Source organism: Actinomyces sp., assembly GCF_030524025.1.
GTDB lineage: Bacteria > Actinomycetota > Actinomycetes > Actinomycetales > Actinomycetaceae > Actinomyces.
On the sequence record NZ_JAUNHI010000003.1, the window covers coordinates 169,110 to 192,997 of the forward strand.

21 protein-coding genes and 2 pseudogenes are annotated in these 23,888 nt (G+C 72.6%); 11 read left to right on the plus strand and 12 right to left on the minus strand.

Features of this window, described 5'->3' with window-relative positions; all coding sequences use genetic code 11:
- Positions 1-40: 40 nt before the first annotated feature.
- A complete protein-coding gene (gene hflX / locus Q4C85_RS02800) occupies positions 41-1,570 on the minus strand; it encodes a GTPase HflX (protein ID WP_303139368.1) in 1,530 nt (509 codons plus the stop codon).
- Positions 1,571-2,132: 562 nt separating this feature from the next.
- Between hflX and Q4C85_RS02805 the strand changes: the two genes are divergently transcribed.
- From Q4C85_RS02805 to Q4C85_RS02815, 3 genes are read left to right on the plus strand one after another with little or no spacing between them, the layout of a single operon-like run.
- Positions 2,133-2,447 carry a hypothetical protein gene (locus Q4C85_RS02805; protein WP_303139298.1) on the plus strand — a complete coding sequence of 105 codons (315 nt, stop codon included), beginning with the start codon at positions 2,133-2,135 and terminating at the stop codon, positions 2,445-2,447.
- Positions 2,444-3,859 (plus strand): MFS transporter, encoded by a 1,416-nt coding sequence (locus tag Q4C85_RS02810; protein WP_303139300.1) that lies wholly within the window; start codon positions 2,444-2,446, stop codon positions 3,857-3,859. The genes Q4C85_RS02805 and Q4C85_RS02810 overlap by 4 nt, the downstream gene beginning before the upstream one ends.
- A complete protein-coding gene (locus Q4C85_RS02815; RefSeq protein WP_303139302.1) occupies positions 3,856-4,479 on the plus strand; it encodes a class I SAM-dependent methyltransferase in 624 nt (207 codons plus the stop codon). Before Q4C85_RS02810 ends, Q4C85_RS02815 begins: the two co-directional genes overlap by 4 nt.
- Positions 4,480-4,719: 240 nt before the next feature.
- Here Q4C85_RS02815 and Q4C85_RS02820 read toward each other — a convergent pair whose 3' ends face one another.
- From Q4C85_RS02820 to Q4C85_RS02865, 10 genes and pseudogenes are all read right to left on the minus strand, one after another.
- On the minus strand, positions 4,720-5,085 hold the full coding sequence (locus tag Q4C85_RS02820) for a GntR family transcriptional regulator (RefSeq protein WP_303139304.1): 366 nt from the start codon (positions 5,083-5,085) through the stop codon (positions 4,720-4,722).
- Positions 5,079-5,777 carry a hypothetical protein gene (locus Q4C85_RS02825; RefSeq protein WP_303139306.1) on the minus strand — a complete coding sequence of 233 codons (699 nt, stop codon included), beginning with the start codon at positions 5,775-5,777 and terminating at the stop codon, positions 5,079-5,081. Before Q4C85_RS02825 ends, Q4C85_RS02820 begins: the two co-directional genes overlap by 7 nt.
- 379 nt (positions 5,778-6,156) lie before the next feature.
- Positions 6,157-7,359, minus strand: a complete 1,203-nt coding sequence (locus Q4C85_RS02830) for a hypothetical protein (RefSeq protein WP_303139309.1) — start codon at positions 7,357-7,359, stop codon at positions 6,157-6,159.
- A gap of 93 nt (positions 7,360-7,452) precedes the next feature.
- Entirely contained in the window at positions 7,453-8,415 is a 963-nt protein-coding gene (gene dapF / locus Q4C85_RS02835; protein ID WP_303139312.1) for a diaminopimelate epimerase, read from the minus strand.
- Between the two features lie 10 nt (positions 8,416-8,425).
- Positions 8,426-9,394: a tRNA (adenosine(37)-N6)-dimethylallyltransferase MiaA gene (miaA, locus tag Q4C85_RS02840; protein ID WP_303139370.1), complete on the minus strand. Its 969-nt coding sequence runs from the start codon at positions 9,392-9,394 to the stop codon at positions 8,426-8,428.
- A 5-nt stretch (positions 9,395-9,399) separates the two neighbouring features.
- A complete protein-coding gene (locus Q4C85_RS02845; protein ID WP_303139315.1) occupies positions 9,400-10,050 on the minus strand; it encodes a YbjN domain-containing protein in 651 nt (216 codons plus the stop codon).
- Positions 10,047-10,529, minus strand: a complete 483-nt coding sequence (locus Q4C85_RS02850) for a YbjN domain-containing protein (protein ID WP_303139317.1) — start codon at positions 10,527-10,529, stop codon at positions 10,047-10,049. Before Q4C85_RS02850 ends, Q4C85_RS02845 begins: the two co-directional genes overlap by 4 nt.
- 571 nt (positions 10,530-11,100) lie before the next feature.
- A pseudogene (locus Q4C85_RS02855) lies at positions 11,101-11,684 on the minus strand (ABC transporter ATP-binding protein); the annotation flags it as partial.
- A gap of 1 nt (position 11,685) precedes the next feature.
- A complete protein-coding gene (locus tag Q4C85_RS02860; RefSeq protein WP_303139320.1) occupies positions 11,686-12,366 on the minus strand; it encodes a hypothetical protein in 681 nt (226 codons plus the stop codon).
- A gap of 62 nt (positions 12,367-12,428) precedes the next feature.
- The gene (locus Q4C85_RS02865; protein WP_303139323.1) at positions 12,429-13,055 is read right to left on the minus strand and encodes an FtsX-like permease family protein; all 627 of its coding nucleotides are present in this window, start codon (positions 13,053-13,055) and stop codon (positions 12,429-12,431) included.
- 101 nt (positions 13,056-13,156) lie between these two features.
- Here Q4C85_RS02865 and Q4C85_RS02870 point away from each other — a divergent pair.
- A pseudogene (locus tag Q4C85_RS02870) lies at positions 13,157-13,717 on the plus strand (FAD:protein FMN transferase); the annotation flags it as partial.
- Positions 13,718-13,773: 56 nt separating this feature from the next.
- Here the strand turns inward: Q4C85_RS02870 and miaB are convergent.
- Positions 13,774-15,474, minus strand: a complete 1,701-nt coding sequence (gene miaB / locus Q4C85_RS02875; protein ID WP_303139326.1) for a tRNA (N6-isopentenyl adenosine(37)-C2)-methylthiotransferase MiaB — start codon at positions 15,472-15,474, stop codon at positions 13,774-13,776.
- A gap of 187 nt (positions 15,475-15,661) precedes the next feature.
- Between miaB and Q4C85_RS02880 the strand changes: the two genes are divergently transcribed.
- The 7 genes from Q4C85_RS02880 to gcvH all read left to right on the plus strand — a co-directional run bounded on the left by Q4C85_RS02880 (position 15,662) and on the right by gcvH (position 23,770).
- Positions 15,662-16,435: an amino acid ABC transporter ATP-binding protein gene (locus tag Q4C85_RS02880; RefSeq protein WP_303139328.1), complete on the plus strand. Its 774-nt coding sequence runs from the start codon at positions 15,662-15,664 to the stop codon at positions 16,433-16,435.
- A 62-nt stretch (positions 16,436-16,497) separates the two neighbouring features.
- A complete protein-coding gene (locus tag Q4C85_RS02885) occupies positions 16,498-17,376 on the plus strand; it encodes a glutamate ABC transporter substrate-binding protein (protein ID WP_303139331.1) in 879 nt (292 codons plus the stop codon).
- A 72-nt stretch (positions 17,377-17,448) separates the two neighbouring features.
- Positions 17,449-18,129, plus strand: a complete 681-nt coding sequence (locus Q4C85_RS02890; RefSeq protein ID WP_303139334.1) for an ABC transporter permease subunit — start codon at positions 17,449-17,451, stop codon at positions 18,127-18,129.
- The gene (locus tag Q4C85_RS02895; RefSeq protein ID WP_303139336.1) at positions 18,126-18,992 is read left to right on the plus strand and encodes an amino acid ABC transporter permease; all 867 of its coding nucleotides are present in this window, start codon (positions 18,126-18,128) and stop codon (positions 18,990-18,992) included. The genes Q4C85_RS02890 and Q4C85_RS02895 overlap by 4 nt, the downstream gene beginning before the upstream one ends.
- A gap of 81 nt (positions 18,993-19,073) precedes the next feature.
- Complete coding sequence (gene gcvP / locus Q4C85_RS02900; protein WP_303139337.1) at positions 19,074-22,052, plus strand: aminomethyl-transferring glycine dehydrogenase; 2,979 nt, start codon at positions 19,074-19,076, stop codon at positions 22,050-22,052.
- Positions 22,052-23,338 (plus strand): glycine cleavage system aminomethyltransferase GcvT, encoded by a 1,287-nt coding sequence (locus Q4C85_RS02905; protein WP_303139342.1) that lies wholly within the window; start codon positions 22,052-22,054, stop codon positions 23,336-23,338. The genes gcvP and Q4C85_RS02905 overlap by 1 nt, the downstream gene beginning before the upstream one ends.
- Before the next feature lie 39 nt (positions 23,339-23,377).
- Positions 23,378-23,770, plus strand: a complete 393-nt coding sequence (gene gcvH, locus Q4C85_RS02910; protein ID WP_303139344.1) for a glycine cleavage system protein GcvH — start codon at positions 23,378-23,380, stop codon at positions 23,768-23,770.
- Positions 23,771-23,888: the final 118 nt, after the last annotated feature.

Here is a 23,888-nt window from a genome sequence, read left to right on the forward strand (position 1 = left end):
CGCCGGAGGGTCCTGCGGGCTCTGTGCGCTCACCGAGGCCTCATCGAGCGGCCGGTTCCTGCGCGGCGGGTCCCCCACGACCGAGGTCGGCCGCCGCCAGCTCGGCGGCCAGGGGGGCGTCGACCCGGCCGGTGATGCGCGTGCCGGCCTCGACGTAGTCGATGGCGTCGATCTCGCCGTCGGCGTGCACGCGCGAGACGAGGTCGCCGCGCGAGTAGGGCACGACGACGTCGACGGCCACCGCGGGACGCGGCAGGCGCTCGTCGATCGCCGCCCGGAGCGCGTCGATCCCCTGGCCGGTGCGGGCCGAGACGGTCACCGCCCCGGGGAAGCGGGTGCGCAGCGCCGCCAGGGTCACGGCGTCGGCGAGGTCGCCCTTGTTGAGCACGATGAGCTCGGGGACCTCCAGGGCGCCCGGAATGTCAGCCAGGACGGCCCGCACGGCCGCGACCTGCCCCAGGGGGTCGGGGTGGGCGGCGTCGACGACGTGGAGAAGCAGATCCGCCCCGGCCACCTCCTCGAGGGTGGAGCGGAAGGCCTCGACGAGTTCGTGGGGCAGGTTGCGCACGAAACCGACCGTGTCGGTGAGCGTGTACAGGCGCCCGTCGGAGGTCTCGGCCTTGCGCACCGTCGGGTCGAGAGTGGCGAACAGCGCGTCCTGAACCATGAGGCCCGCCCCCGTCAGGCGGTTCATGAGGGAGGACTTGCCGGCGTTGGTGTACCCGGCGATGGCCACCGAGGGGATCGGTCCGCGGCGCCGGGCCCCGCGCTTGACCTCCCGGGAGGGGCTCATCGCCCGGATGTCGCGGCGCAGCTTGGCCATGCGGTTGCGGATGCGGCGCCGGTCGAGCTCGATCTTGGTCTCCCCCGGCCCGCGCGAGCCAATGCCCTGCCCGCCGGCCACCCGTCCGCCGGCCTGCCGGGACATGGACTCGCCCCACCCGCGCAGGCGCGGCAGGAGGTACTCCAGCTGGGCGAGCTCGACCTGCGCCTTGCCCTCACGGGACTTGGCGTGCTGGGCGAAGATGTCCAGGATGACGGCGGTGCGGTCGACGACCTTGACCTTGACGACGTCCTCGAGGGCCCGGCGCTGGGAGGGGGCGAGCTCGCCGTCGACGATCACCGTGTCGGCGCCGACGGCGGCGACCATCTCGGCCAGCTCCTGGGCCTTGCCGCTGCCCAGGTAGGTTGCGGGGTCGGGGTGGTCCCGCCGCTGGATGAGGGCGTCGAGGACCTCCGAGCCCGCGGTCTGGGCCAGGGCGGCCAACTCGCGCAGGGAGGTCTCGGCGTCCTGGACACCGGTGGACCCATGCGGGTCCCGTGCTCCAGCCGTGGGGGTCTCCAGCCCGACGAGGACGACCCTCTCGAGGCGGATCTGGCGGTACTCGACCTCGCTGACGTCCTCGAGCTCGGTGGACAGCCCCGCCACGCGGCGGGTCCCGGCGCGCGCCTCGCGCTCGAGGGCGCCGTCGTCGAGCTCGGCGCGCCCGTCCTCCCCGGCCGTGGAGGCCAGCGCGGTGCCGTGGCGCGACAGGACGCGCGAGACGATGTCCCGGGCCGGGTCCGGCACGGAGCCGGCGGCGGGGGGCGAGGCGGGCGAGACAGGGGTGTGGTCAGTCACGTCAGTCACAAGGACTCCTTCACGTATGCATGCGGCGGTCCGGAGCGGTGCTCGACGGACCTGCCCGGTCGGGCGTTGTCGATAGCGGTGCCTGAGGAGCAGGTCACCGGCTCAGCGCATACGGAAGATCCACATGGGCGCATGCTAACGCCTCAGACCCCAGCCGCGAAACCGGGATCTCGATCCGTCCAAGACCCCGGGAGGGGCAACGGTCGGTAACCGCCTCGTTATAGTGGCACCATGACTCCCTGGGAAGACCGCCCCGCAACTGGATCCGACGGCGTCGAGGATGTCGGAGCGCAGACCGCACCACCGCAGGGGCAACCCCTCATCGCCTTGACCCCTGAGCAGTTCGAGCAGTTGGTCGCGCTCCCCCAGGCTCAGATGCAGGCCCAGGTCCAGAGCCAGATCCAGGCCCAGGCCGAGGCACAGATGCGGGCCGAGGCCGAGGCCCTGAGCTCAGAGATCCAGACAACCGCCGTGGCCTCCCTCCATCCTAGGGGCCGTTGCCATGGTCATCGGTGCAGCGGCAGGGGTCGCCCTGTTCGCCTACTTGACGGAGCCGCCGATCACTGAGGACATTGAGGGCACGATCGCCTTCGCGCTCTTCGGTCTGGCCCTGCCCTTCGGCTGGCACGCCACGAGACAGCGGGACTCCATCGTGGTCCAGTCGGCCCTCATGTGGCTGATCACGGGGGTACTGCGGGCGTGGTTCTCCATCGTCATCGGTATTCCCGCGATGGTCTTCTACCTGTTGCGGGCCCTTGTCAGGCTCGCCCGTGCGCGACGCCTGCACGCCGCGGCAACCTCGCCACCGACCGAATGACCTCTCCCCCGCCCGAGCCCGGTCAGCCGGGGCCGGGTGCCCCGCCGCCCTCCCCCCGCACCCTGCTCACCGCGCCGGTGGGGCACCTGGCCCTGGCCATGCTCGTCATCGAGCTGCTCGCCGGGATGCAGATCTACATCAACCAGACCGTCCTGCCGTTGCTGGCCTCCGACCTGGGGGCGCGCCAGCACTACGGACTCATCACGGCCGCGGCGATGGTGCCGACCTTCTTGACCATGCCCTTGGGCGGGTCGATGCTCGTGCGCTGGCGGGCCGATCGGCTCATGAGCGCTCTGACGGCGGTACTGGTCGCCGGGGCGGGGCTGGGGGCCCTGGCGCCGAACGTCGGGCTCTACGTGCTCGGTGAGATCCTGCGGGGCCTGGCCGCCGGCGCCCTGGCCACGGTCACCATGGGCGTCATGGTCGTGGCACTGCCCGAGTCCTGGCGCAGGCTTCTCCTGGCCACCGGGTCGGCGATGTGGGTGGTCTCCTCGTTGCTCGGACCGGTCTACGCGGCCGGCGTGGCGCAGGCCTGGAGCTGGCGCTGGGCGCTGGTGGGCTACGTCCCGCTGCTCGTGGTCGCCCGTGGCGTCATGGCCCGTCAGGTCCGCAGCCTGCGCGTCCCCGACGACGACCGGCGCCCGCCCGTGCTTCCCGCCCTGGCCATGGCCGGGGGCGTGGCGGTCATCGGGGCGGTGCCCGCGGCCTCGGTGTGGTTCTGGCCGGTCGGCGCCGCCGGGGCGGTCGCCGTCGTGTGGGCCTGTGCCCGCGTCTTCCCGGTCGGCGTGCTGCGCCTCGCGCCCGGCCGTCCCGCGGCGCTGGCGACCCTGGGCTGGCTGTGCGCCGCCTACTTCGCCTTGGACTACCTGGTGTCCCCGGCCGGCCACGACGTGCTCGGGCTCGGCCCGGCGGCGATCGGCTGGGCGCTGACGATGGCGGGGGTCTGCTGGTCGGTGGTGGCGATGTGGTGCGGGGCGCACCCGGCCCGCGAGGCCGGCGCCTACCGGCTGCGCACGGCCCTGGGGGGCGCGGGTCTGACTGTCGGCGGCGCCGTCGTCGCCCTCGCCCTGGGCTCGGCGGTGCCGTGGTGGGGGCTGCATGTGGGCTGCGCCCTGGCCGGCCTGGGGATGGGCGCCACCCACCAGGACACGGTCATCCGGTGCCTGACCGCCCCCTCCGAGCTCGGTGCCCCCGACGACGGCATCCCGGCTACGCAGGCCGCCACGGCCGTCACCATCGCGGGCGGCGCCGGCGGGGCGACGCTGGGCACACTGGTGACGAGCTTCGTCGCACCCACGGGTGCCGGTGTCGAGGCGGGGCGGGTCGTGCCGGTGTGCGCGGTGCTGGCCGTCATGCTGGCGGCCACCCCGCTGCTGGCCCGCCGGACCGAGCCCGGTAACCTGCAGTCGTGAACGAGCACTACTTCGCCGCCTGCCCCGGCGGCGATCCTCAGGAGCGTGAGCACCGCTTCACGATCCGCGGCGTCGAGCACGAGGTGACGACGGCCGCCGGGGTCTTCAGCGCCGACCGCCTCGACAAGGGCACCCAGGTGCTGCTCGACCACGTGCCCGAGCCGCCGGAGGCGGGCACCCTGCTCGACCTGGGATGCGGCTGGGGGCCGATCGCCCTGGCACTGGCCGACGCCGCGCCCCGGGCCACGGTGCTGGCCACCGACGTCAATGAGCGCAGCCTGGACCTGACCGCCCGCAACGCCGCCCGGGCCGGGCTCGCCAACGTGCGCGCCGTCGAGGCCGCCGCCCTGCTCGAGGAGCTGGGAGGTACAGGCGCACGGGTGGACCTCATCTGGTCCAACCCCCCGGTGCGCATTGGCAAGGCGGCCCTGCACGACCTGCTGGAGACCTGGTTGGCGCTGCTGTCCGAGGACGGCCAGGCGTGGCTCGTCGTGGGCAGGAACCTGGGCGCCGACTCCCTGGCCTCATGGTTGGCCGGCCAGGGGTGGGCGGTGGACAAGGCGGCCTCGGCCAAGGGCTTCCGGGTCCTGCGCGTGCAGCAGCCCACCTCGGAGGCTTGAGTCACTTGCAGCTCGATTCTTGCCCGTCAGGACGACAACCCGAGTGTGGGTGCCGACCACTGGCGGGATCGAGCGCCCCCGCAGGCGGACGGCGCCCAGCCGACACAGCCGGCACGCCTCGACCCGGTCCCCGGCGAGCATGAGCGCGCGTCACGCGCATGAGCTGGCGGCGGTCGCATGAGCTCTAGCGGTTCACGGGTGCTGAGCACGTGAGTGAGTCACCTGTCGCACACCATCGGTTCAGGCCGACTCCGCCAGGCGCGCTCTGACGGCTTCGACGATCCCCGCGTCACTCACGCCAAGCCCCCGCATCTCAGCGACATACTCCGCAGTGAGACCCACGGGGGTGCGATCATCCATCCGTCGGGCAGGCACCGGTGCGACGCTCGTGCCCGTGCGGCGGTTGGTATGGACCAGCCCTGCCTGCTCGAGCTCGCGGTACGCCCGGGCGACCGTTCCGGGCGCCACCCCCAGGTCGGCGGCGAGCCGTCGCACGGATGGCAGTCTCGCGCCGGCGTCGAGGAGCCCCGAGGTGATCTGCGCAGCCAACTGCGCCCGGATCTGCTCGAAGGGCGGGATCTGCGTGGCGGAGTCGACGGTCAGCATGCCCCGGCCCTCAGCATGGCGTCGGCAAAGTCATGCCCCCGCCACAGCACGAGTGAGGGGTTGCGGACCCGTCGTCCGAGCTGCCACGGCACCAGAGCGGCAGCCCAGCACAGGACCCCCACGGCGAAGGCGGCCACGCTCAGAGCCGCCGTCAGCCCCATCCCCCTGGCACGGACCTCGGGATCGACAAGCCAGGTCGTCGAGGTCGCCAGAACGCCGAGGACCGCCACGAGGCCGATACCGACGGCGACATCGAGCAGCCCCCTGACAGCGGTGGATCGCAGCGCGTCCTCCCATGCAAGCTCAAGATCGCAGTGAGCACGTTGCGGGCGATCCGCCAAGGCCATCGCGAGGCACAAGAGCGCGGCAGACCCGGCGAGGACACATACTCCAGCAACCAGGACTGCGACGGGAACCAATTGTCCCCCGTCCGGAGGTACCGGAGCCAGGGACCACACCCCGACGCTTGTCAGGCAGGCGACTCCAACGGCGGCCATGGAGATCAGGACGGCCCTGCGGTCCCAGTCGGTGCAGTAGCTCCTCCAGGTCGTAGCGCTGGCGTGCGCCACGCGGGGAGCGTCGGGGTAGAGGTCGGCGATGGCCCGGGAGACACCGACGACCGCTCCCACAGCGACGCCGAGGGCCGTTGTCCCGAGCAAGACGGCGGGCACGATGTTGGCAGCATCGCTCATCTGGGCGGCGACCGCGAGAACGGCCCCGAACGCCCAACCGCTCCACCCCCCTACCTGCGCGGCACGTGTCCGGGCGTGCAGTCGCGCACGCACGACCTCACCCAGCCCGGGCGGAAGCGGGAGACCCTGCCTGGAGAGAAAAGCCTCAGTGCGATCATCGGGACGTTCGGCGAGCCACCCCCTCCAGCTCGACGCGGCGCAGGGCAACAGCGTGGCGGCGATCAATGCCCACAGAACGACTGACATCGTGACCCTCCATTCGGTGTATCAATACACTGATTGTATCAGTACACGCATGGCCGCCGCCATACCAGGCGCGGCCCCGGGCCGGAGCCTGCCGATCGCCCCCGGGCACCGGTGTCACCACCGTCGTGAGCCCCTACGTCAAGGGCTCGCGGTCGAGGACCTCGGGATCGACCTGCGCACGGCGCAACGCCTCCCACTGCCCGGGGTGGGGTGGCCAGGCAGCCACGGTCCACCGCATCGGCCACCACCCCGGAAGCAGCTCGAGGCCCAGGATCTCCTCGGCCTGCGGCCACGGCACCACCACCCGGCCGCGGGTCGAACGCAGGTCGAGGTACTCGACCTCGGGCAGGACGAGCTGACCGGCGCCCTCCTCGACCTCGACCGCCGTCGGCAGCATCCCCTGCCCCGCCACGGGCAGGACAGTGGGCGGCGGATCGGGTGGCTGCGGGTCGTTCCTCAGGGCGTCGTTGAGCCACGTGGTCTGAGCCTCGTACTGGTCGCGCACGTAGCGGCGCCGCTGCGCCCAGGCGATCTCACCCAGGCGGGTTCCCGCTCGGCGCCAGGCTCTCAGGCGCCCGTGCTCGACGACCAGGGGGAAGGGGAGCATGGCGCGCGGGTCGTCGATGTATATCTCGGCGGCGTAGCGCATGGCGGCCGCCACCGCCTCCTCGTCGGCCTCGGGCAGGACGAAGATCTCGTTGCGGGACACCGGAAAGACGAGCTGACGGGACATGCCGTAGACCGGGTTGGCCACCGCCCCGATCGGACGGGCGAAGACCTCGGGCATGGTCAGCCAGGAGGGCTCGTAGCCGTAGGGGCTGACGACGAAGGCGGCGCCCTGCCCGGTGGCACCGATGGGCTCGATCGACGTGCGGTACTCGCAGCGCCGGAAGTTCTCCCGTGCCGCCTGGTCCAGCTGCTCGCGTCCGACGCCCCATGACTCGGCATCGTCTTTGACGACCATCTTGGTAACCTCGGGGTGGTCGACACCGACGATCGTGACCAGGTGCTCGGCCAGGGGTCGCCAGGCCACCTTGCTCGCCACCCGGGCGTTCAGGACGAGCTGGGCGGGGCGGACCAGCGGCATGAGCCGGTCCCACGGCACCTCGGAGCCGGGGGTGTCCTCGATGTCGAAGGCGCGCAGGTACTCCACCGTCGCGGCGACCCGCTCGGAGAAGGGCAGGCCGCGGCTGTTGCGCTCGGGGATCGAGCACAGGTACTCGGCGACGGTGGTGCCGTCGCGGGTCAGGCGCAGATGGATGCCGTCGACGTGGGCCTCCTCGCCGGGGAAGACCTCGCGTGCGGCGGCCCGGAGCACATCCTCGAAGCTCTCCATGCCTCCAGCCTATGGTGCGCTGTGGCGTCGCAGGCACCCCCCGGGGACGGGCAGGACTCCCCACGGCCCTGCGCCGCCGCTCGGGGCCGCGGGTCACACGAGCGTGACCCGGCCGACGATGGTCGCCGGACCGGTGAGCAGGACCGTCTCATCCGATCCCAGGGGGTCGGTGCCCACATGCACCCCGAGCTGCCCGCCGGGCATCTCGATGAGGTAGTCCTCCGGGGCTCCCTCGCCCTCCCAAGTGTGGAGGGCGACCGCGGCCGCGCAGCCGCCGGTGCCGCAGGAGCGGGTCTCACCGACCCCTCGCTCCAGGACCCGCAGGCGGGCCAGGCCGACACGCTCACCGGTGGCGGGGTCGACGCGCTCGCCCAGGGGCACGACGAGCTCGAGGTTGGTGCCGCGCGGCGGCTCGGGGTCGTAGAGGACCGGCGCCCCGGAGCCGGCCAGGCCGGTCAGGTCCGCAGCCACCAGCTCCTCGTCGTCGGCCAGTGCCACCACGGTGTGCGGGTTGGGCATGGCCAGGCTCAGCCCCGCCCGGGGGCCAGCCAGCCCCGGGACCGTCACAGCCGTGTCCCAGCCCTCCTCATGCGGATCGGCCTGGGCTCCCTCGGTGCGGGGCAGGCGGGCACGGCCCATGTCCACCGTCCACAGGTCACCGCTGCGGGTCACCGTGCGGGCCCCACCGCGCGTGCCGATCGTGACCGCCTCGCCGTCGGACAGGGCGACAAGGCCCTCGGCGTCGAGGACGGCGGCGAACAGGCGGGAGGCGTTGCCGCACATCTCGGCCACCGAGCCATCGGCGTTGTAGTAGTCCATGAACCACTCGGCCTCCGGGACGGCCTCGTGGAAGGCCTCGGCGCCCGGCAGCCGGGCGGTGCGCACGACACGCACGAAGCCGTCGGCGCCGATCCCCGCGCGCCGGTCGCACACGGCGGCCACGTCGACGGCGCTCACCTCGACCTCGCTCTCGGGGTCGAGGAGCACGAGGAAGTCGTTCTGCGTGCCGTGCCCCTTGATGAGCTCGTGTCCGGCCAGTGCCCAGGCTGCTGTCATGAGCGCAAGCCTAAGCGACCCCGTGGGTGCCCTCCTGCGCGCGCACGATGAGCCCGAGCGCCTCATCCACGATCCGCTCGCGCTCCCCCTCCAACCACGTGCCATGGGCGTCGACTCCGACGTCGAGCCAGTGGATGCGCGGGTCGCGCCTGAACCACTTGAGCTGGCGGGAGGCCAGCTTGCGGGTGGCCGCCGCCGTGGCCTCGACCGCCTCCGGCACGCTCATCACCCCGTCGATGACGGCCAGGGCCTGGAGGTAGCCGATGGCACGTGAGGCCGTCGGCCCCTCGCGCAGGCCGCAGGCCAGGAGCGACTCGGCCTCGGCGACCAGGCCGGAGGCGAACATGGCGGCGGTGCGCGCCTCGATCCGGCGGTTGAGCGCCTGCCGGTCGATGCGCAGGGCCAGGTGGACGGTGGGGACGAGGTCGGCGTAGCGGGGCAGGGAGGCGGTGAAGGGGCGTCCGGTCAGGTGGATGACCTCCAGGGCGCGCACGACCCGGCGCATGTCGGAGGGCTCGATCCGCGCGGCGGCGGCCGGGTCGAGCCTCTCGAGCTCCCGGACGAGCCGGGCCGTCCCCTCCCTGCCGGCTCGCCCCTCCAGCTCGGCGCGCACCTGCGGGTCGGTGCCGGGGAACTCCAGGGCGTCGGTGACGGCACGCACGTAGAGACCCGAGCCGCCGACGATGACACCGCGCGCCCCACGGCGCTCGATGCCCTCCAGGTCCCGGCGGGCGCACCGCTGGTAGGCCGCCACCGAGGCCTCCTCGACGACGTTAAGGACGTCGATCTGGTGGTGGGGGTGGCCCCGGCGATCAGCCACCGGCAGCTTGGCGGTGCCGATGTCCATGCCGCGGTAGAGCTGGGAGGCGTCGGCGTTGACGATCTCGCAGGGCAGACCCGCCTCCCCCAGGGCGTCGGCCAGGTCGAGGGCGAGGTCCGACTTGCCGGTGGCGGTGGCGCCCACGACCGCCAGACGCAGGAGGCTCACAGCTCGGGCAGGAGGGGACGGATCCGGCTGAGCGCCTGGGTGCAGGAGAACAGAGCCGTGTCGACGTGCAGACGCAGCTGGTCACTGGTCACGCCCGCCGCGAGGTCGACGAGGTAGGTGGCCCGGACAAAGGGGCCGCCGGGGGCGTCGTTGATGGTCACCGTGGGAAAGAGCTTGTCGCGGTTCCAGTCGTTGATGGCGGCGGCCAGCTCGTCACGCGTGGCGGGGCCGGCCGGCTCCTCCCAGTCCCCCGCGATGAGGAGCCAGCCCTCGTGACCCTCAGGGATCTCGAAGACGAAGGGGTAGGACCCCCACAACCCCACCAGGCTCGTGCGGCCGTCCTCGAGGTGGCGCTGCACCTCATAGCCCAAGGACCGGGTGATGACGTCCTCGACCCGCTCCAGGGTCAGGGGCGAGGTCGCCTCGGGCTGCTGGTCGCCGGCTCGCCCGGCCGCCTGGGCTCCGGGGACACCCGGGCCGGCATGAGGGGTCTCCGAGGTATGTGCGGGGCGATGGGGCGCGACGCGTTGGGGGGCGGCACCACCGGGACGGGGTGTGGTTCTCTCGACCACGCGCTCGTCCCAGCGCTTGGCCACGAGCCGCGCGATGAAGTCGGTGAGCCTCTCGCCCCGGCGCCTGACGCTCACGGCTCGAGCCCCCCTCGCAGCGGGTCGGGGAAGTGGAGCTCGGCCTCCCGGATGAGGGCGACGATGAGCCGGCAGCCGGTCATGATGAAGTCCTCGAGCTGGGCGTCGCTCATGCCTGCATCCAGGGGGTAGGCGACCTCGCCGTGGAGGCGCACGACACCGCCGTCGGCGATGGTCAGGTAGGCCTTGGGCCCGATCCTCGTGGCGTTCCACTCCTCGACCAGGCGCCGCAGGCCACCCAGGTGCTCGGTGTCGGCGATGCGGAACCAGGTCCCCCGCAGCTGCAGGACCCCGGCCCCTGGGAACAGGACCCGAACGGTGACATACCGCCAGGGGATGCCGACATGCCCCTCGTCGTTGATGAAGAAGCGCAGGTCCAGCCGCTGCACGCAGGCCACGACCCGCTCATTGTCCACCGGCGTGGGCACGGCGGGGGCGGGAGCGCCCGCGGGTGGATTCGCAGGACCGGACTGGGGCATGGGTCCACCCTAGATGATCGATTCCTCAGGGTGGGTGGGAGGCACAGCCTGGGCCCATGGGTCTGGGGCCGGTGAGGTGTGTCCGGCGCCCGGCCCATCGCCGAGATCGGGAGATATGACACCTCGAGATCGGGACATATGACAGCTCGAGATCGGTGGCGAGGGCTGGAGGCAGCTCGGGCGAGGTCGGTACCGGCGCCGCCTCAGGGGGTTGCGGCCCCCGTCAGCAGCCCCCGTCGCCCGTGCCCGAGGCCGCGCGACGGGCCTGCTCTGCGATCGCGTCCACGGCGTCGTTGAAGGCTTCTGAGGTCTTCGAGACCCCGGCCAGGACCGTGACGTGGGCGTCCTCGACGCTGCGTCCGACCACGACACCGTCGACCTCCTGGGCGAAACCGGCGATGAAGTCCCTGGAGGTGTCGGTCAGGCCGTCGCCGCTCACCGAGACCTGCGTGATGCGGCCGTCGCGCAGCGTCAGGGTCACGTCGATGGAGTCCTGCTCGATGAGGCCGTCGACGACGCCATAGTCCTCGGTGGCGGAGTACTCGCCGTCGGCGTAGGGGCCGGCGGTCGGTTCGTGGGTGACGACGACGAGGGTGGTGCCTGAGGCGTGCAACCGACGGAAGATGTCCAGGACGATCCGTTCGTTGGACTCGTCGAGGTTGCCGGTGGGCTCGTCGGCCAGGACGAGCTCGGGGTGGTTGATCAGTGCCCGGGCGATGCACACGCGCTGCTGCTCGCCTCCAGAGAGCTGGGAGGGCAGACGGTGGGCCCGGTCGGCCAGCCCCACGTCCTTCAGGGCGTGCAGCGCCTCGTCCCGGTCGGTCATCGAATGGTAGTACTGCGCGACCATGACGTTCTCCACGGCCGTCAGGTGAGGGATGAGGTGGAACTGCTGGAAGACCAGCCCGATGACGTTCTTGCGGATGTCGGTCAGTTGGGAGGCGCTGAGCCTGCCGAGCTCGCGGCCGTCCAGCCTCACCGACCCCGTGGTGGGGGTGTCCATGCAGCCGATGATGTTCATGAGGGTGGTCTTGCCGGACCCCGAGGAGCCGACGACCGACAACCACTGTGACCGCGGGGCACATCCAGACTGAGGTCGGCCAGGGCGTGCAGGTCGCGGTAGATCTTCGAGACGTTTCTCAGCTCGAGCAACATGTCATTCCTCCCTGAGAACGAGTGCGGGGTCGATGCGAGATGCCCGGCGCACCGGTGGCACGGAGGCCACGACGGCCACCATCCAGAACAGCGTGTTGAGCATGGTGATGACGCGCTCGTCACCACTGGTCATCCTGGTCACCGGCTTGGCCTGGACATGGTCACCGGAACCGGACGCCTCGACGTCCCGGGCCGCTGCTTCAACCGTGACGGCGGTCGTGTCCACCGAGTACTCCACGACGTCGAATCCGGCGGCGGAGGAGCCGGTCAGCTCCTCGAGCCCGGCGGTGGGCACATAGAGGATGTCATCCTCCTGGCCTCCGGTGTCGACGACGCCGGACACGCGCCATCGCACGCGCAGGCCCTGTTCCTGCTCCCCGGCCTCCTGGTCCGGCGCCGTCGTGGCGGAGGACACGGCCTGGTCGAGGACGGCGACGTCCTCGGCGCTGATGCGCGCAGCCTGGTCTGAGGCGGCTCCCCGGGAGGCGGGCACGACGATGAGGTTGGCCCCGAACTGGCGCATCTGCGCACTCATCTGGGCGGGGACCGCCAGACAGACCGCGGCGAGGCAGAAGAGTGTCGCCGCCCCCACAGTCGAGGAGCCGAGGGCGGCCACCGCCCGCGAGCGCCTGCGCAGCATGGCGCCGCGCAGCATGGTGAGGAACATTCGGCGGTTGGTCATGGGGCGTCCGGCGTCACCGGCGTCCACGGGTGTGGTGCGTGTCCCGCGCCTGATCATCCTGGTCATCTCCTGTGCAGGGCAGTGGCCGGTTGGTTCCTCAGGATGGTGCGGGTCGAGGAGGCCGTGGAGGCCAGCAGGACGAGCGACACCAGCACGGTGACGAGCATGTAGACCATGGGTCGCATGGCGATCGAGGACTCGAAGACGACCTGCCCGATGAGCTGGGCCAGGCCCGAGCCGACCAGGAATCCCACCAGGGTGCCGACCGCGCCGATGACGGCGGTCTCGGCCAGGACCAGCCGGTTGATCGAGTCGGTGGAGGCGCCCACCGCCTTGAGCAGGGCGAGCTCGCCACTGCGCTCGACCAGGGAGGCGGTGGTCAGCGAGGCCACTGCCAGGGCTGCGGCGACCAGGCTCAGGGCGGTCATGAGGATCATGAGTGCCTGGGTCTTCTCCAGGACCTCGCCCTCGACGGCGGCGACCTGCCGGACCTGTTTGGCCACCGCCCCGGGGATGACCTCCGCGATCTGGTAGGCGATCGAGGAGGGATAGGCGGTGCAGTACCAGGTCTCCCACTCCGCGGAGGACAGGACCTTGGGGTTGCGGGCCGCCTTGCGCGACAGGTCGTTCTCGGGAGTCGTCAGGGCCTTGACCTCCACCTCCTGGACCAGGCCGTGGAGGCCGGTCATGTCCTGGATGACGGTCAGGGGCGCGTAGAGGGTGCCGTCGTCCTGGTCGTCGGTGTCCTCCCGCCCGGGGCGCGGTGCCGCGAGGCGGGCGGGGCTCGGTCGTGCTGGACCTGCCCCCGGGCTCGCGGCACCTGCTGGACCTCTACGACCGTCTCCACCGGGCCACCGGCGGGGCGGTGGACCCCTTGGTGGGCGCCGACCTGCTCGAGCTCGGCTACAACCCGCGACACACCTTCACCGTCCGCGACGGCGCCGCCCGGCGCCTGGGCGCCGCCCACGGCCGGGCCACGTGGGCGCAGGCCGCCCGCCACGCCGGCGACCAGCTGGTGCTCAGTACGCCCCTCCTGGTGGACGTGGGCGCCGCAGGCAAGGGCTTCCTGGCCGATCAGCTCGCCGGCTGGCTCGGTGCTGCCGGATTCGACGAGATCGTCGTCGACGCCGGCGGCGACATCCTCGTACACAGCTATGAGCCCGTGCGCATCGGCCTGGAGGATCCCGCCCGCCCGAGGGCCGGGCAGGTCCTCGGAGTGGTCGATCTCCGACACGGCGCCCTGTGCGCCTCGGGCGCGACCCGCCGCACGTGGGGGCCGGAGCTCCACCACATCCTCAACGCCCTGACCGGTCGTCCGGTCACCGGATCGGCGGCCGTGGCCGCCTCCTGGGTGGTGGCCCAGCACTGCGCGGTGGCCGACGGCCTGGCCACCGCCTTATTCGTCGCTCAGACCGGGGTCGCCACCGGCGTACCGCTGCCGCCGGGCGCGCCCACGCGCAGCCGCGGCATGCCGATGGACACCGGGGCGGTGTCGGCCTCGGGGGCCGCACAGGCCTCGACCCGGCGCCGCTCCCAGGCGTCCCCGGCCCGGGTGCGGCGCACCTCGAACAGGGCCGGGCCGTGGTCGTGCCACACGCGCTCCCCGGGGGCCAGTGCCTCGTTGGCGGCCGCGCGCTCAGCACTCAGCGGCTCACCGCACCGGGCGGAGTCGGCGATGAGGTGGTGGGGCGCCCCGTGGGTGACGCGCACCGTCACCAGGTCGCCGGGACGCGGCGCTCCCCCGGCGTGGTCCTCGGCGTCCATGCCCGCCGGCAGGGCAAGGTGGACGAGCCGGTTGTCCGCCGCCCTGCCCGAGACCCGTGCGGTCACCGCGTCGCGCCGGCCCTCGCCCTCGGCGATCAGCACCTCGACCACCCGCCCCTCCTGGGCCGCGTTCTCCTCATGGGTGATGCGCCGCACCAGCGCATCGAGCCGGGCGTAGCGCTCCTTGACCACCTCGGCGGGCACCTGCTCGGCCAGGTCGGCCGCCGGTGTCCCCGGCCGCGGGGAGTACTCGAAGGTGAAGGCCGAGGCGAAGCGCGCCTTCTCGACCACCTCGAGCGTGGCCGTGAAGTCCTCCTCGGTCTCCCCGGGGAAGCCGACGATGATGTCGGTCGTGATGGCCGCGTGCGGCATGCGCTCGCGGACCCGCTCGAGAATGCCCAGGAAGCGCTCGGCGCGGTAGGACCGGCGCATGGCCCGCAGGACCCGGTCCGAGCCGGACTGCAGCGGCATGTGCAGCGACTCCATGACGGTCGGGGTCTCGGCCATGGCCTCGATGACGTCGTCGGTGAAGGCGGCGGGGTGAGGGCTGGTGAAGCGCACCCGCTCGATGCCCTCGACCGCCCCGGCCGCCCGCAGCAGCTTGGCGAAGGCCCCCCGGTCACCGAAGCCCACGCCGTAGGAGTTGACGTTCTGGCCCAGGAGGGTCACCTCGATGGCGCCCTGGGCGGCCACGGCCTCGATCTCAGCCAGGACCTCCCCGGGGCGGCGGTCGCGCTGCTTGCCCCTCAGGGAGGGCACGATGCAGAAGGTGCACGTGTTGTTGCAGCCCACGGCGATGGACACCCATGCCGCGTAGGCCGACTCCCGGCGGCTGGGCAGGGTGGAGGGGAAGACCTGGAGGGACTCCTCGATCTCGACGGCCGCCGCCTCGTTGTGGCGGGCCCGCTCGAGCAGGGCCGGCAGGACGTCGAGGTTGTGGGTGCCGAAGACGACGTCGACCCACGGGGCCCGCTCGACGATCCCCTGCCCCATCTGCTGGGCCAGGCAGCCCGCGACGGCGATCTGCATGCCGGGGCGCTCGCGCTTGACCGCGGCGAGCTGGCCGAGGTTGCCGAACAGACGGGTGGCGGCGTTCTCCCGCACCGAGCAGGTGTTGACGATGACGACGTCGGCGCCGCCGTCGCCGGCCCGGGTGGCCCGGGCCGCGGCCTCGGGCACGTCCTGGGCGCGCCGGTAGCCGGCGGACTCGAGCAGGCCGGCCATGCGCTCGGAGTCGTGGACGTTCATCTGGCAGCCCAGGGTGCGCACGTGATAGGTGCGGGGTGCCCCGCCCCGGAGCGCGGAGGGGGCGGGGACAACGGCGGTCGGCGTCGGGGCGGTCATCGCCGGGCAGTCTAAGGGATCGCCCGGCCGGCACATGCCGGCACAGGCCGGCACAGGCCGGTGCCGGCCTGTACTGCCGCAGTCGGGCCGGGAGGTTCGGCGGCGGGCACGGGACCGGACCGGGCTGTGACGTGATCGACACATATCTGATCGATCACGGAAACGCGGTGGTGCTGTCATCACGGTTATGACGCCTCCACCCCTTGGCCCTGAGACGAGCTCCCCGGCGGTGCTCGTCGAGCTGGTCGGAGTCAACAAGCACTTCGGCGACCTCCACGTCCTCAAGGACGTCAACCTCTCGGTCAGCCGCGGTGAGGTCGTTGTCGTCCTGGGTCCCTCGGGCTCGGGCAAGTCCACCTTGTGCCGGGCCATCAACCGCCTGGAGTCCATTGGCAGCGGGCGGATCGTCATCGACGGCCGGGAGCTGCCCGAGGAGGGCAAGGAGCTGGCCCGCCTGCGCGCCGACGTCGGCATGGTCTTCCAGTCCTTCAACCTCTTCGCCAACAAGACGATCCTGGAGAACGTCACCCTGGGGCCGATCAAGGTCCGGGGCATGGCCAAGGAGGAGGCCCAGACCCTGGCGCGCGGGCTGCTGTCGCGGGTCGGCGTGGCCGACCAGGCCGCGAAGTACCCCGCCCAGCTCTCCGGCGGCCAGCAGCAGCGCGTGGCCATCGCGCGCGCCCTGGCGATGCGCCCCAAGGTCATGCTCTTCGATGAGCCGACCAGCGCCCTGGACCCCGAGATGGTCAACGAGGTCCTCGACGTCATGACCGAGCTGGCCGCCGAGGGGATGACGATGATCATCGTCACCCATGAGATGGGCTTCGCCCGCAAGGCCGCCGACCGCGTCGTCTTCATGGCCGACGGAGCCGTCGTCGAGCAGGCGCCTCCCGAGGAGTTCTTCTCCCACCCGCGCACCGAGCGCGCCAAGGACTTCCTGTCCAAGCTCATCACCCACTGAACCCACTGACCGGTGGGTGAGCGCCCACTGATCACCCGTCGTCCACAGGCAGGAGGCCGGTCATGCACGTGCTCCCACCCCGCCGCGCAGCGGGACCACGGCGCCGCCCAGGGTCGGCGCGCCGCCGCCTGCTGGCCTGCGCCGTGGCGGCGTGCCTGGCGCTGTGCGGGGCCCTGACGGCCTGCGGGTCGGGCCCGGAGGCCTCCGAGCACACCATCCGCATCGGCATCAAGTTCGACCAGCCCGGGCTGGGCCTCAAGGACGGCTCCCACTACACCGGTTTCGACGCTGACATGGGTCGGGCCCTGGCCGCCGAGCTGGGCTACACCGAGGACGAGATCATCTGGGTCCAGACGGTCTCGGCCCAGCGCGAGACGATGCTGGCCAACGGTCAGGTCGACATGATCCTGGCGACCTACTCGATCACCGAGGCGCGCCGGGAGAAGATCACCTTCGCCGGCCCCTACTTCGTGGCCGGCCAGGACCTGCTCGTGGCCGAGGGCTCCGAGATCACCGGTCCCGACGACCTCGACGGGCGCATCCTGTGCTCGGTCGAGGGCTCGACCTCGGCCCAGACGATTCGCGAGGAGTACTCCAGCTCCGTCCAGCTCTTCCCCGTGCGCACCTACGCCCAGTGCGTCGAGTTCCTCGCCGCGGGCACCGTCGACGCGGTGACCACCGACGACATCATCCTGGCCGGCTTCGCCGCCCAGCCCCTGTACGCCGGGTCGATGCACCTGGTGGGGCAGACCTTCACCGAGGAGCAGTACGGCGTCGGCCTGCCCCAGGGTTCCCCGCGGTGCGAGGCGATCAGCGCAGCCATCACCGGGCTCATCGAGGATGGCACGTGGGAGCGTCTCCTGGAGGAGAACGTCGGCAGCTCCTTCACGCCCAACCCCGAGCTCAACCCGCCCACCGTCGACCCGGGCCTGTGCGACTGACAGCCCGGACCCCCGCCCCGCAGCCGACCGCCCCCGCCGCGCAGCAGCGCGCCGAACCCGACAGGAGGACCCATGGGTGATCTTCTGGCCCAGTACGACGTCCTAGGCGCCTTCATGGTCAACATCGAGCTGACCGTCCTGGCGGCGATCGGCTCGGCCCTCATCGGCACCGTCCTCATGATCATGAGGGTCTGCCCCATGGCCTCCCTGCGCGGTGCGGCCGCCGCCTTCGTCAACGTCGTCATGAACATCCCCCTGACCCTCATCATCCTGGCCTGCTCCCTGGGCCTGTACGGCCAGCTCGGGATCGTGCTGTCGGGGCGCGGCGGCGACCAGTGGCTGGCACGGAACTCCTTCTGGCTGACGGTGCTGGGGCTGTCGGTCTACACCGCCACCTTCGTGTGCGAGGCCCTGCGCTCGGGGCTCAACACCGTGCCTCCCGGCCAGGCCGAGGCCGCCCGGGCCATCGGCCTGGGCTTCATCCCCACGATGCGTCTGGTCGTCCTGCCCCAGACCCTGCGCGGCGCGGTGGCCCCCCTGGGCAACACCCTCATCGCCCTGGCCAAGAACACGACCGTGGCCTCGGCGGCCGGCGTGGCCCAGGCCGCCTCCGTCATGTCCGACATGTTCGAGTTCTCCCCGCAGCACGTCGTGTCGGTCTTCCTGCTGTTCGCCGTGGGCTGGACCCTCATCGTCCTGCCGATCGGCCTGATCACGACGTCCCTGTCCCGAAAGCTGGCGGTGGCACGATGAACGACCACTCTGTCCTGTACGACCTGCCCGGCCCTCGGGCCCTGCGCCGTGAGCGCCTGGGCAATGTCATCGGTGTGCTCGTCATCGTGGCGCTGGCCGCCTGGGTCGTCATCGGCCTGGCCGCCAAGGGCCAGTTCGACGCCGTGCGCTGGGAGCCGTTCGTCACCGCGTCGGCCTGGGTGGACTACCTGCTGCCCGGCCTGTGGGCCACGGTGCGGGCCTCCGCGCTGGCGGTGGTGGCGGCCTTCGTCTTCGGGATCGTCTTCGGCCTGGGCCGCCTGAGCGACCTGCGCGTCGTGCGCTGGGTCTCGACGCTCGTCGTCGAGTTCTTCCGCGCCGTACCGGTGCTCGTGCTCATGCTGTTCTTCTACTTCCTGGGGTCCCAGTCCACCATCGTCGCCCCGACCTCGGCGGCCTTCTGGGGGGTCGTGACCGCCCTGACGCTCTACAACGGCTCGGTCGTGGCCGAGCTGGTGCGCTCGGGCATCCACTCCCTGCCCTCCGGCCAGCGCGAGGCAGCCCTGGCCATCGGCCTGACGCGCTCGCGCTCCCGGCTGCTCATCGAGCTGCCCCAGGCGCTGGCCGCCATGACTCCGGCGCTGGTCAGCCAGTTGATCGTGGCCCTCAAGGACACGGCGCTGGGCTACATCATCACCTACTCCGAGCTCCTGGCCGCCGGCAGCCTGCTGGGCAGCGCCAAGGCCAACCTCATCCCCTCGCTCATCGTCGTCGCCGCGCTGTTCGTCGTCATCAACATGGGCCTGTCGTGGCTGGCCGGCCGGGCCGCCCGCCGCCTGACCTCCCGCACCAGCGAGGAGATGACCACCGTCACCGGTATCGCCGTGGCCTCCGACGCCCCCTGAGCACGCGGCCGCGGCCGTCGCGCTGCACAGGTGGCCTGCCCCTATGATGTGGGCCTGACTCGTGTCCGACCGGAGGATCTCATGGCTCGACGTAGCGCCGCCCCGGGTGCCTCGGCGCACCCCGCCTTCTCCACCCGTCACATCGGCCTCCGCCCCCCGGAGCTGGCCACCGTCCTGGAGCGGATCGGTGTGGCCGACCTGGAGGAGCTGGCCGCCCGGGTCGTGCCCGATGGGCTGCCCGCGCTGGCGGCCGTCGAGCACACGCCCCCCTCGGCCGCCGGCGGCGGACTGTCCGAGCCGCAGGCGATCGCCGCGCTCGGCGAGCTCGCCGCCCTCAACGACCCCCACACCGAGATGATCGGCCGGGGCTACCACCCGTGCCACACTCCGGCGGTCATCGTGCGCGACGTGCTGTCCAACCCCGCCTGGACCACCGCCTACACCCCTTACCAGGCCGAGATCAGTCAGGGCCGTCTGGAGGCCCAGCTGCTCTTCCAGACCGTCGTGTCGGACCTGACCGGCCTGCCGGTCGCCTGTGCCTCCCTGCTCGACGAGGCCACCGCCGTGGCCGAGGCGGTCACGCTCATGGCGCGGGCCTCCCGCCGGGCCGTCGGGCGAGCCGTCCTGCTCGATGCCGGCCTGCACCCCCAGTGCCTCGAGGTCGCCCAGGCCCGCTGCGAGCCGCTGGGGATCCGCGCCGTCGTCGCGACCGCCCAGGAGATGACTGACCCCGCGCTCCTGGCCGGCGAGCCGCTGGTCGGAGCGGTCCTGGCCCACACGAGCACCCGGGGCGCCGTGGCCGATCTGGCGCCCGTCGTGTCCGCCGTGCACGGCCGCAGCGGCCTGGTGGCCGTCGACGCCGACCCCCTGGCGCTGACGGTGCTCACCGAGCCCGGCGCGGTGGGCGCCGACATCGCCGTCGGCTCTGCCCAGCGACTGGGGGTGCCGCTGTTCTTCGGCGGCCCGCACGCCGGCTTCATGGCGGTCACCGAGGCGCTCCAGCGTCAGGTGCCCGGACGGTTGGTCGGGGTCTCCCACGACGCCGAGGGCGCCGAGGCCCTCCGCCTGGCACTCCAGACCCGCGAGCAGCACATCCGCCGGGAGCGGGCCACCTCCAACATCTGCACCGCCCAGGCACTCCTGGCGGTGGTGGCCGCCTTCTACGCCGTCCATCACGGCCCCGAGGGCCTGCGCGCCATCGCCCGCGGCACTCATGCCATGGCCGCGCGCATCGCCGCCGGGCTGCGGCGGGCCGGGGTGGGCCTGGAGCACAAGGCCTTCTTCGACACTCTGAGCGTGACCCTGCCCGGCGGCGCCGCTCAGGCGGTGGCCCTGGCCGAGCAGGCCGGCTACAACCTGCGTCTGCTCGATGAGGATCATGTCGGGCTGTCGACCAACGAGACGACCACCGAGGCCGACGCCGCAGCCGTCCTGAGCGCCCTGGCCCCCGGCGCGGTCCTGGGCGATGAGGGCGAGGCGGAGGACTTCGCCCTGCCCGCCGGCCTGGAGCGCTCCAGCGCCTTCCTCACCCACCCGAGCTTCCACCTCTACCGCTCCGAGGCGGCGATGGTGCGCTTCCTGCGCCGTCTGGCCGACCGCGACCTGGCGCTGGACCGCACGATGATCCCCCTGGGGTCGTGCACCCTCAAGCTCAACGCCGCTGTCGAGTCGGCGGCCTGGCTGGCCCCCGGCCTGGCCGGGATCCACCCCTACGCCCCCGCCGCCCAGACCCGCGGGTGGCGGCGCATGCTCTGCCAGCTCGCCGACCGCCTGGCCCGCCTGACCGGCTACGACCGGTGCAGCCTCCAGCCCGCCTCGGGGGCGCAGGGCGAGCTCGCCGGGCTCCTGGCGATCCGCGGCTACCTGCGGGCCCAGGGGCAGGAGCAGCGGGACCTGTGCCTCGTGCCCGCCTCGGCCCATGGCACCAACGCCGCCTCGGCGGCCGGCGCCGGGCTGGCGGTGGCCGTGGTGGCCACCGCCGCCGACGGGTCGATCGACATGGAGGACCTGCGTGCCAAGCTCGACCAGCACGGCGACCGGGTGGCGGCGATCATGCTGACCTACCCCTCGACCCACGGGGTCTTCGAGCCCCACGTCGCCCAGGTTGCTGATCTGGTCCACCAGGCAGGCGGGCAGGTCTACATCGACGGGGCCAACCTCAACGCGCTGACCGGCCTGCTGCGCCCCGGCGACCTGGGCGGGGACGTCTCCCACCTCAACCTGCACAAGACCTTCGCCGTCCCCCACGGGGGCGGGGGCCCGGGGGTGGGGCCCGTCGTGGCCAAGGAGCACCTGGCGGCGCACCTGCCCGCCGGCCCCTCGGGCTCGGCCGCCCCCGAGGAGGGCGACCCCGACGCCGGGTTCTCCGGGCCGGCGGTCATGGGGGCGCGCTTCGGCTCGGCCGGGGTCATGCCCCTGGCCTGGACCTACCTGGCCCTGCTCGACGACGCCGACCTGCGGGAGTTGTCCCTGACGGCGATCGCCAACGCCAACTACCTCGCGCGCTCCTTGGCCGACTGCTACCCCACGCTGTACACCGACGCCGCCGGCTTCGTGGCCCACGAGTGCATCCTCGACCTGCGCCCCCTGACCCAGGCCACCGGCGTGACCGCTGAGGACGTGGCCAAGCGCCTCATCGACTACGGCCTCCACGCCCCGACGCTGTCCTTCCCGGTGGCCGGCACCCTCATGGCCGAGCCCACCGAGTCCGAGCCCCTGGCCGAGCTCGACCGCTTCGTCGCCGCGATGCGCTCGATCCACTCCGAGATCGAGCAGGTCGCCTCCGGCGCCGTCGCCGTCGAGGACTCGGTGCTGCGCCGGGCCCCGCACACCCTGGCCCAGGTCGCGGCCGACGGCTGGGACCGGCCCTACCCGCGCTCGCAGGCCGCCTTCCCCCTGGCGGGGATGGAGCGGGACAAGTACTTCCCGCCGGTGGCGCGCATCGACAACGCCTGGGGGGACCGCAACCTCATGTGCACCTGCCCGGCTCCCGCCGCCTACGACACCACTGAGGACACCACGGGCGCCGGCGCGGCCGCCGGCGCCGGGAAGGATGCTTGATGAACCACCGACCCGAGCCGGCCCCCCTGCTGCGCACCACTCCCCTGCACTCGGTGCACGCCGCTCAGGGGGCGGTCTTCACCGACTTCGGCGGCTGGGAGATGCCCCTGCGCTACACCTCCGACCTCGCCGAGCACCACGCGGTGCGCCGCAGCGCCGGGCTGTTCGACCTGTCCCACATGGGCGAGGTCAAGGTGACCGGGCCCGGGGCGGTGGCCGCCCTCGACCACGCCCTGGTGGGGCGGATCTCGGCGGTGGCCATCGGCCGGGCCCGCTACACGATGATCGTCGCTGCCGACGGTGGGATCATCGATGACCTCATCGTCTACCACGTCGGTGAGGAGGAATACCTCGTCGTGCCCAACGCCGGCAACCGCGAGCGCGTGGCCGCCGCCCTGGCAGAGCGCTGCGCCGGTTTCGAGTGCGCCGTGGCGGACCTGTCGCTGTCGATGGCGCTCATCGCCGTCCAGGGCCCGCGCGCCGAGGAGATCCTGCGCGGAGTCGTGGAGTCCGGCGCCGGGATCCCGGCGGCCCTGCGGCCGGTCCAGGACCCCGCCGAGACCGAGGACTGCGGTGAGCCCGACGTCCTGTGCGGCCCCGGCATCCTGGCGCGCCTGCGCTACTACGCCGCGGTGCGGGCCACTGCCGCCGGGCACGCCGTGCTCCTGGCGCGCACCGGGTACACGGGTGAGGACGGCTTCGAGCTGTTCTGCGGGGCCGAGGACGCCGTCGACCTGTGGACGGTCATCACCTCCCACGCCGCCGGGCTTGCCCCCGGGCCCGGCGCCGGCCCCGGGGCGGGCACGGAGCCGCTGCCGGCCTTGACCCCCTGCGGGCTGGCGGCGCGGGACTCCCTGCGCCTGGAGGCGGGCATGCCCCTGTACGGCCAGGAGCTGACCGAGGCGATCACTCCCTTCGATGCCTCCCTGGGCGCCGTCGTTGCTCTCGACAAGCCCGACTTCGTGGGCCGTGCCGCCCTGGAGCGCCGGGCTCGCGGCGAGGGCGAGCCCGGCACGCTGCGGCTCGTGGCCCTGGCCGGGAGGGGCCGTCGGGCAGCTCGGGCCGGATGCCCGGTGCGCGACGCCGACGGCCGGCAGGTCGGCACCGTCACCTCCGGCCTGCTCTCCCCGACCCTAGGCCACCCCGTCGCGCTGGCGCTGCTCGGCCCCTCCCAGGGCGAGGCCGCCCCCGACTGGACCGAGGGCACCGAGCTGGTCGTCGACGTGCGGGGACGGGACTACCCGATGACGGTGGTCGCCGCGCCCTTCTACAAACGACCTCGCTGAGAACCGATTCCACCCGAGAACCCACTGAAGGAGCCCACCATGGCACGTCAGCCCGTCCGTACCGACCTGCGCTACTCGGCCGAGCACGAGTGGCTCGACTCCTCGACCCCGGCGCGGGTCGGCATCACGGCCGTGGCGGCCGACGCGCTCGGGGAGGTCGTCTTCGTCGAGCTCCCCGAGGTCGGCTCGACCGTTGAGGCCGGCGCCCCCTGCGGCGAGCTGGAGTCGACCAAGTCCGTCTCGGACATCTTCTCCCCGGTGACCGGGACCGTCGTCGCGGTCAACGAGGCGCTCGAGGACGAGCCCGGGACGGTCAACTCCGACCCCTACGGCGAGGGCTGGCTCTTCGCCGTCGAGGTCTCCTCCGAGGGCGAGCTGCTGGGGCCCGAGGAGTACGCCGAGCGCTTCGACGCCGAGGTCATCCCCTCCTGAGCCCGAGATCGGGACTTATGGCACCTCGAGATCGGGACATATGACCCCTCGCGGGGGCCGGCGTCCCGCGCGCGCGGGCGGGGGGGGGGCCCGACGAGGCGCTAGTCGTCGGGCGGGG

Bases quoted from the DNA above. Each gene is read 5' to 3' on its own strand.
- Q4C85_RS02810 (WP_303139300.1), top strand. From the start codon at position 2,444: ATGACCTCTCCCCCGCCCGAGCCCGGTCAGCCGGGGCCGGGTGCCCCG.
- Q4C85_RS02885 (WP_303139331.1), top strand. From the start codon at position 16,498: ATGCACGTGCTCCCACCCCGCCGCGCAGCGGGACCACGGCGCCGCCCA.
- miaB (WP_303139326.1), bottom strand. From the start codon at position 15,474: ATGACCGCCCCGACGCCGACCGCCGTTGTCCCCGCCCCCTCCGCGCTC.
- Q4C85_RS02895 (WP_303139336.1), top strand. From the start codon at position 18,126: ATGAACGACCACTCTGTCCTGTACGACCTGCCCGGCCCTCGGGCCCTG.
- gcvP (WP_303139337.1), top strand. From the start codon at position 19,074: ATGGCTCGACGTAGCGCCGCCCCGGGTGCCTCGGCGCACCCCGCCTTC.
- Q4C85_RS02865 (WP_303139323.1), bottom strand. From the start codon at position 13,055: ATGACCGGCCTCCACGGCCTGGTCCAGGAGGTGGAGGTCAAGGCCCTG.
- Q4C85_RS02805 (WP_303139298.1), top strand. From the start codon at position 2,133: ATGGTCATCGGTGCAGCGGCAGGGGTCGCCCTGTTCGCCTACTTGACG.
- Q4C85_RS02830 (WP_303139309.1), bottom strand. From the start codon at position 7,359: ATGGAGAGCTTCGAGGATGTGCTCCGGGCCGCCGCACGCGAGGTCTTC.
- dapF (WP_303139312.1), bottom strand. From the start codon at position 8,415: ATGACAGCAGCCTGGGCACTGGCCGGACACGAGCTCATCAAGGGGCAC.
- Q4C85_RS02890 (WP_303139334.1), top strand. From the start codon at position 17,449: ATGGGTGATCTTCTGGCCCAGTACGACGTCCTAGGCGCCTTCATGGTC.
- Q4C85_RS02905 (WP_303139342.1), top strand. From the start codon at position 22,052: ATGAACCACCGACCCGAGCCGGCCCCCCTGCTGCGCACCACTCCCCTG.
- Q4C85_RS02880 (WP_303139328.1), top strand. From the start codon at position 15,662: ATGACGCCTCCACCCCTTGGCCCTGAGACGAGCTCCCCGGCGGTGCTC.
- Q4C85_RS02850 (WP_303139317.1), bottom strand. From the start codon at position 10,529: ATGCCCCAGTCCGGTCCTGCGAATCCACCCGCGGGCGCTCCCGCCCCC.
- Q4C85_RS02860 (WP_303139320.1), bottom strand. From the start codon at position 12,366: ATGACCAACCGCCGAATGTTCCTCACCATGCTGCGCGGCGCCATGCTG.
- gcvH (WP_303139344.1), top strand. From the start codon at position 23,378: ATGGCACGTCAGCCCGTCCGTACCGACCTGCGCTACTCGGCCGAGCAC.
- Q4C85_RS02825 (WP_303139306.1), bottom strand. From the start codon at position 5,777: ATGAGCGATGCTGCCAACATCGTGCCCGCCGTCTTGCTCGGGACAACG.
- Q4C85_RS02820 (WP_303139304.1), bottom strand. From the start codon at position 5,085: ATGCTGACCGTCGACTCCGCCACGCAGATCCCGCCCTTCGAGCAGATC.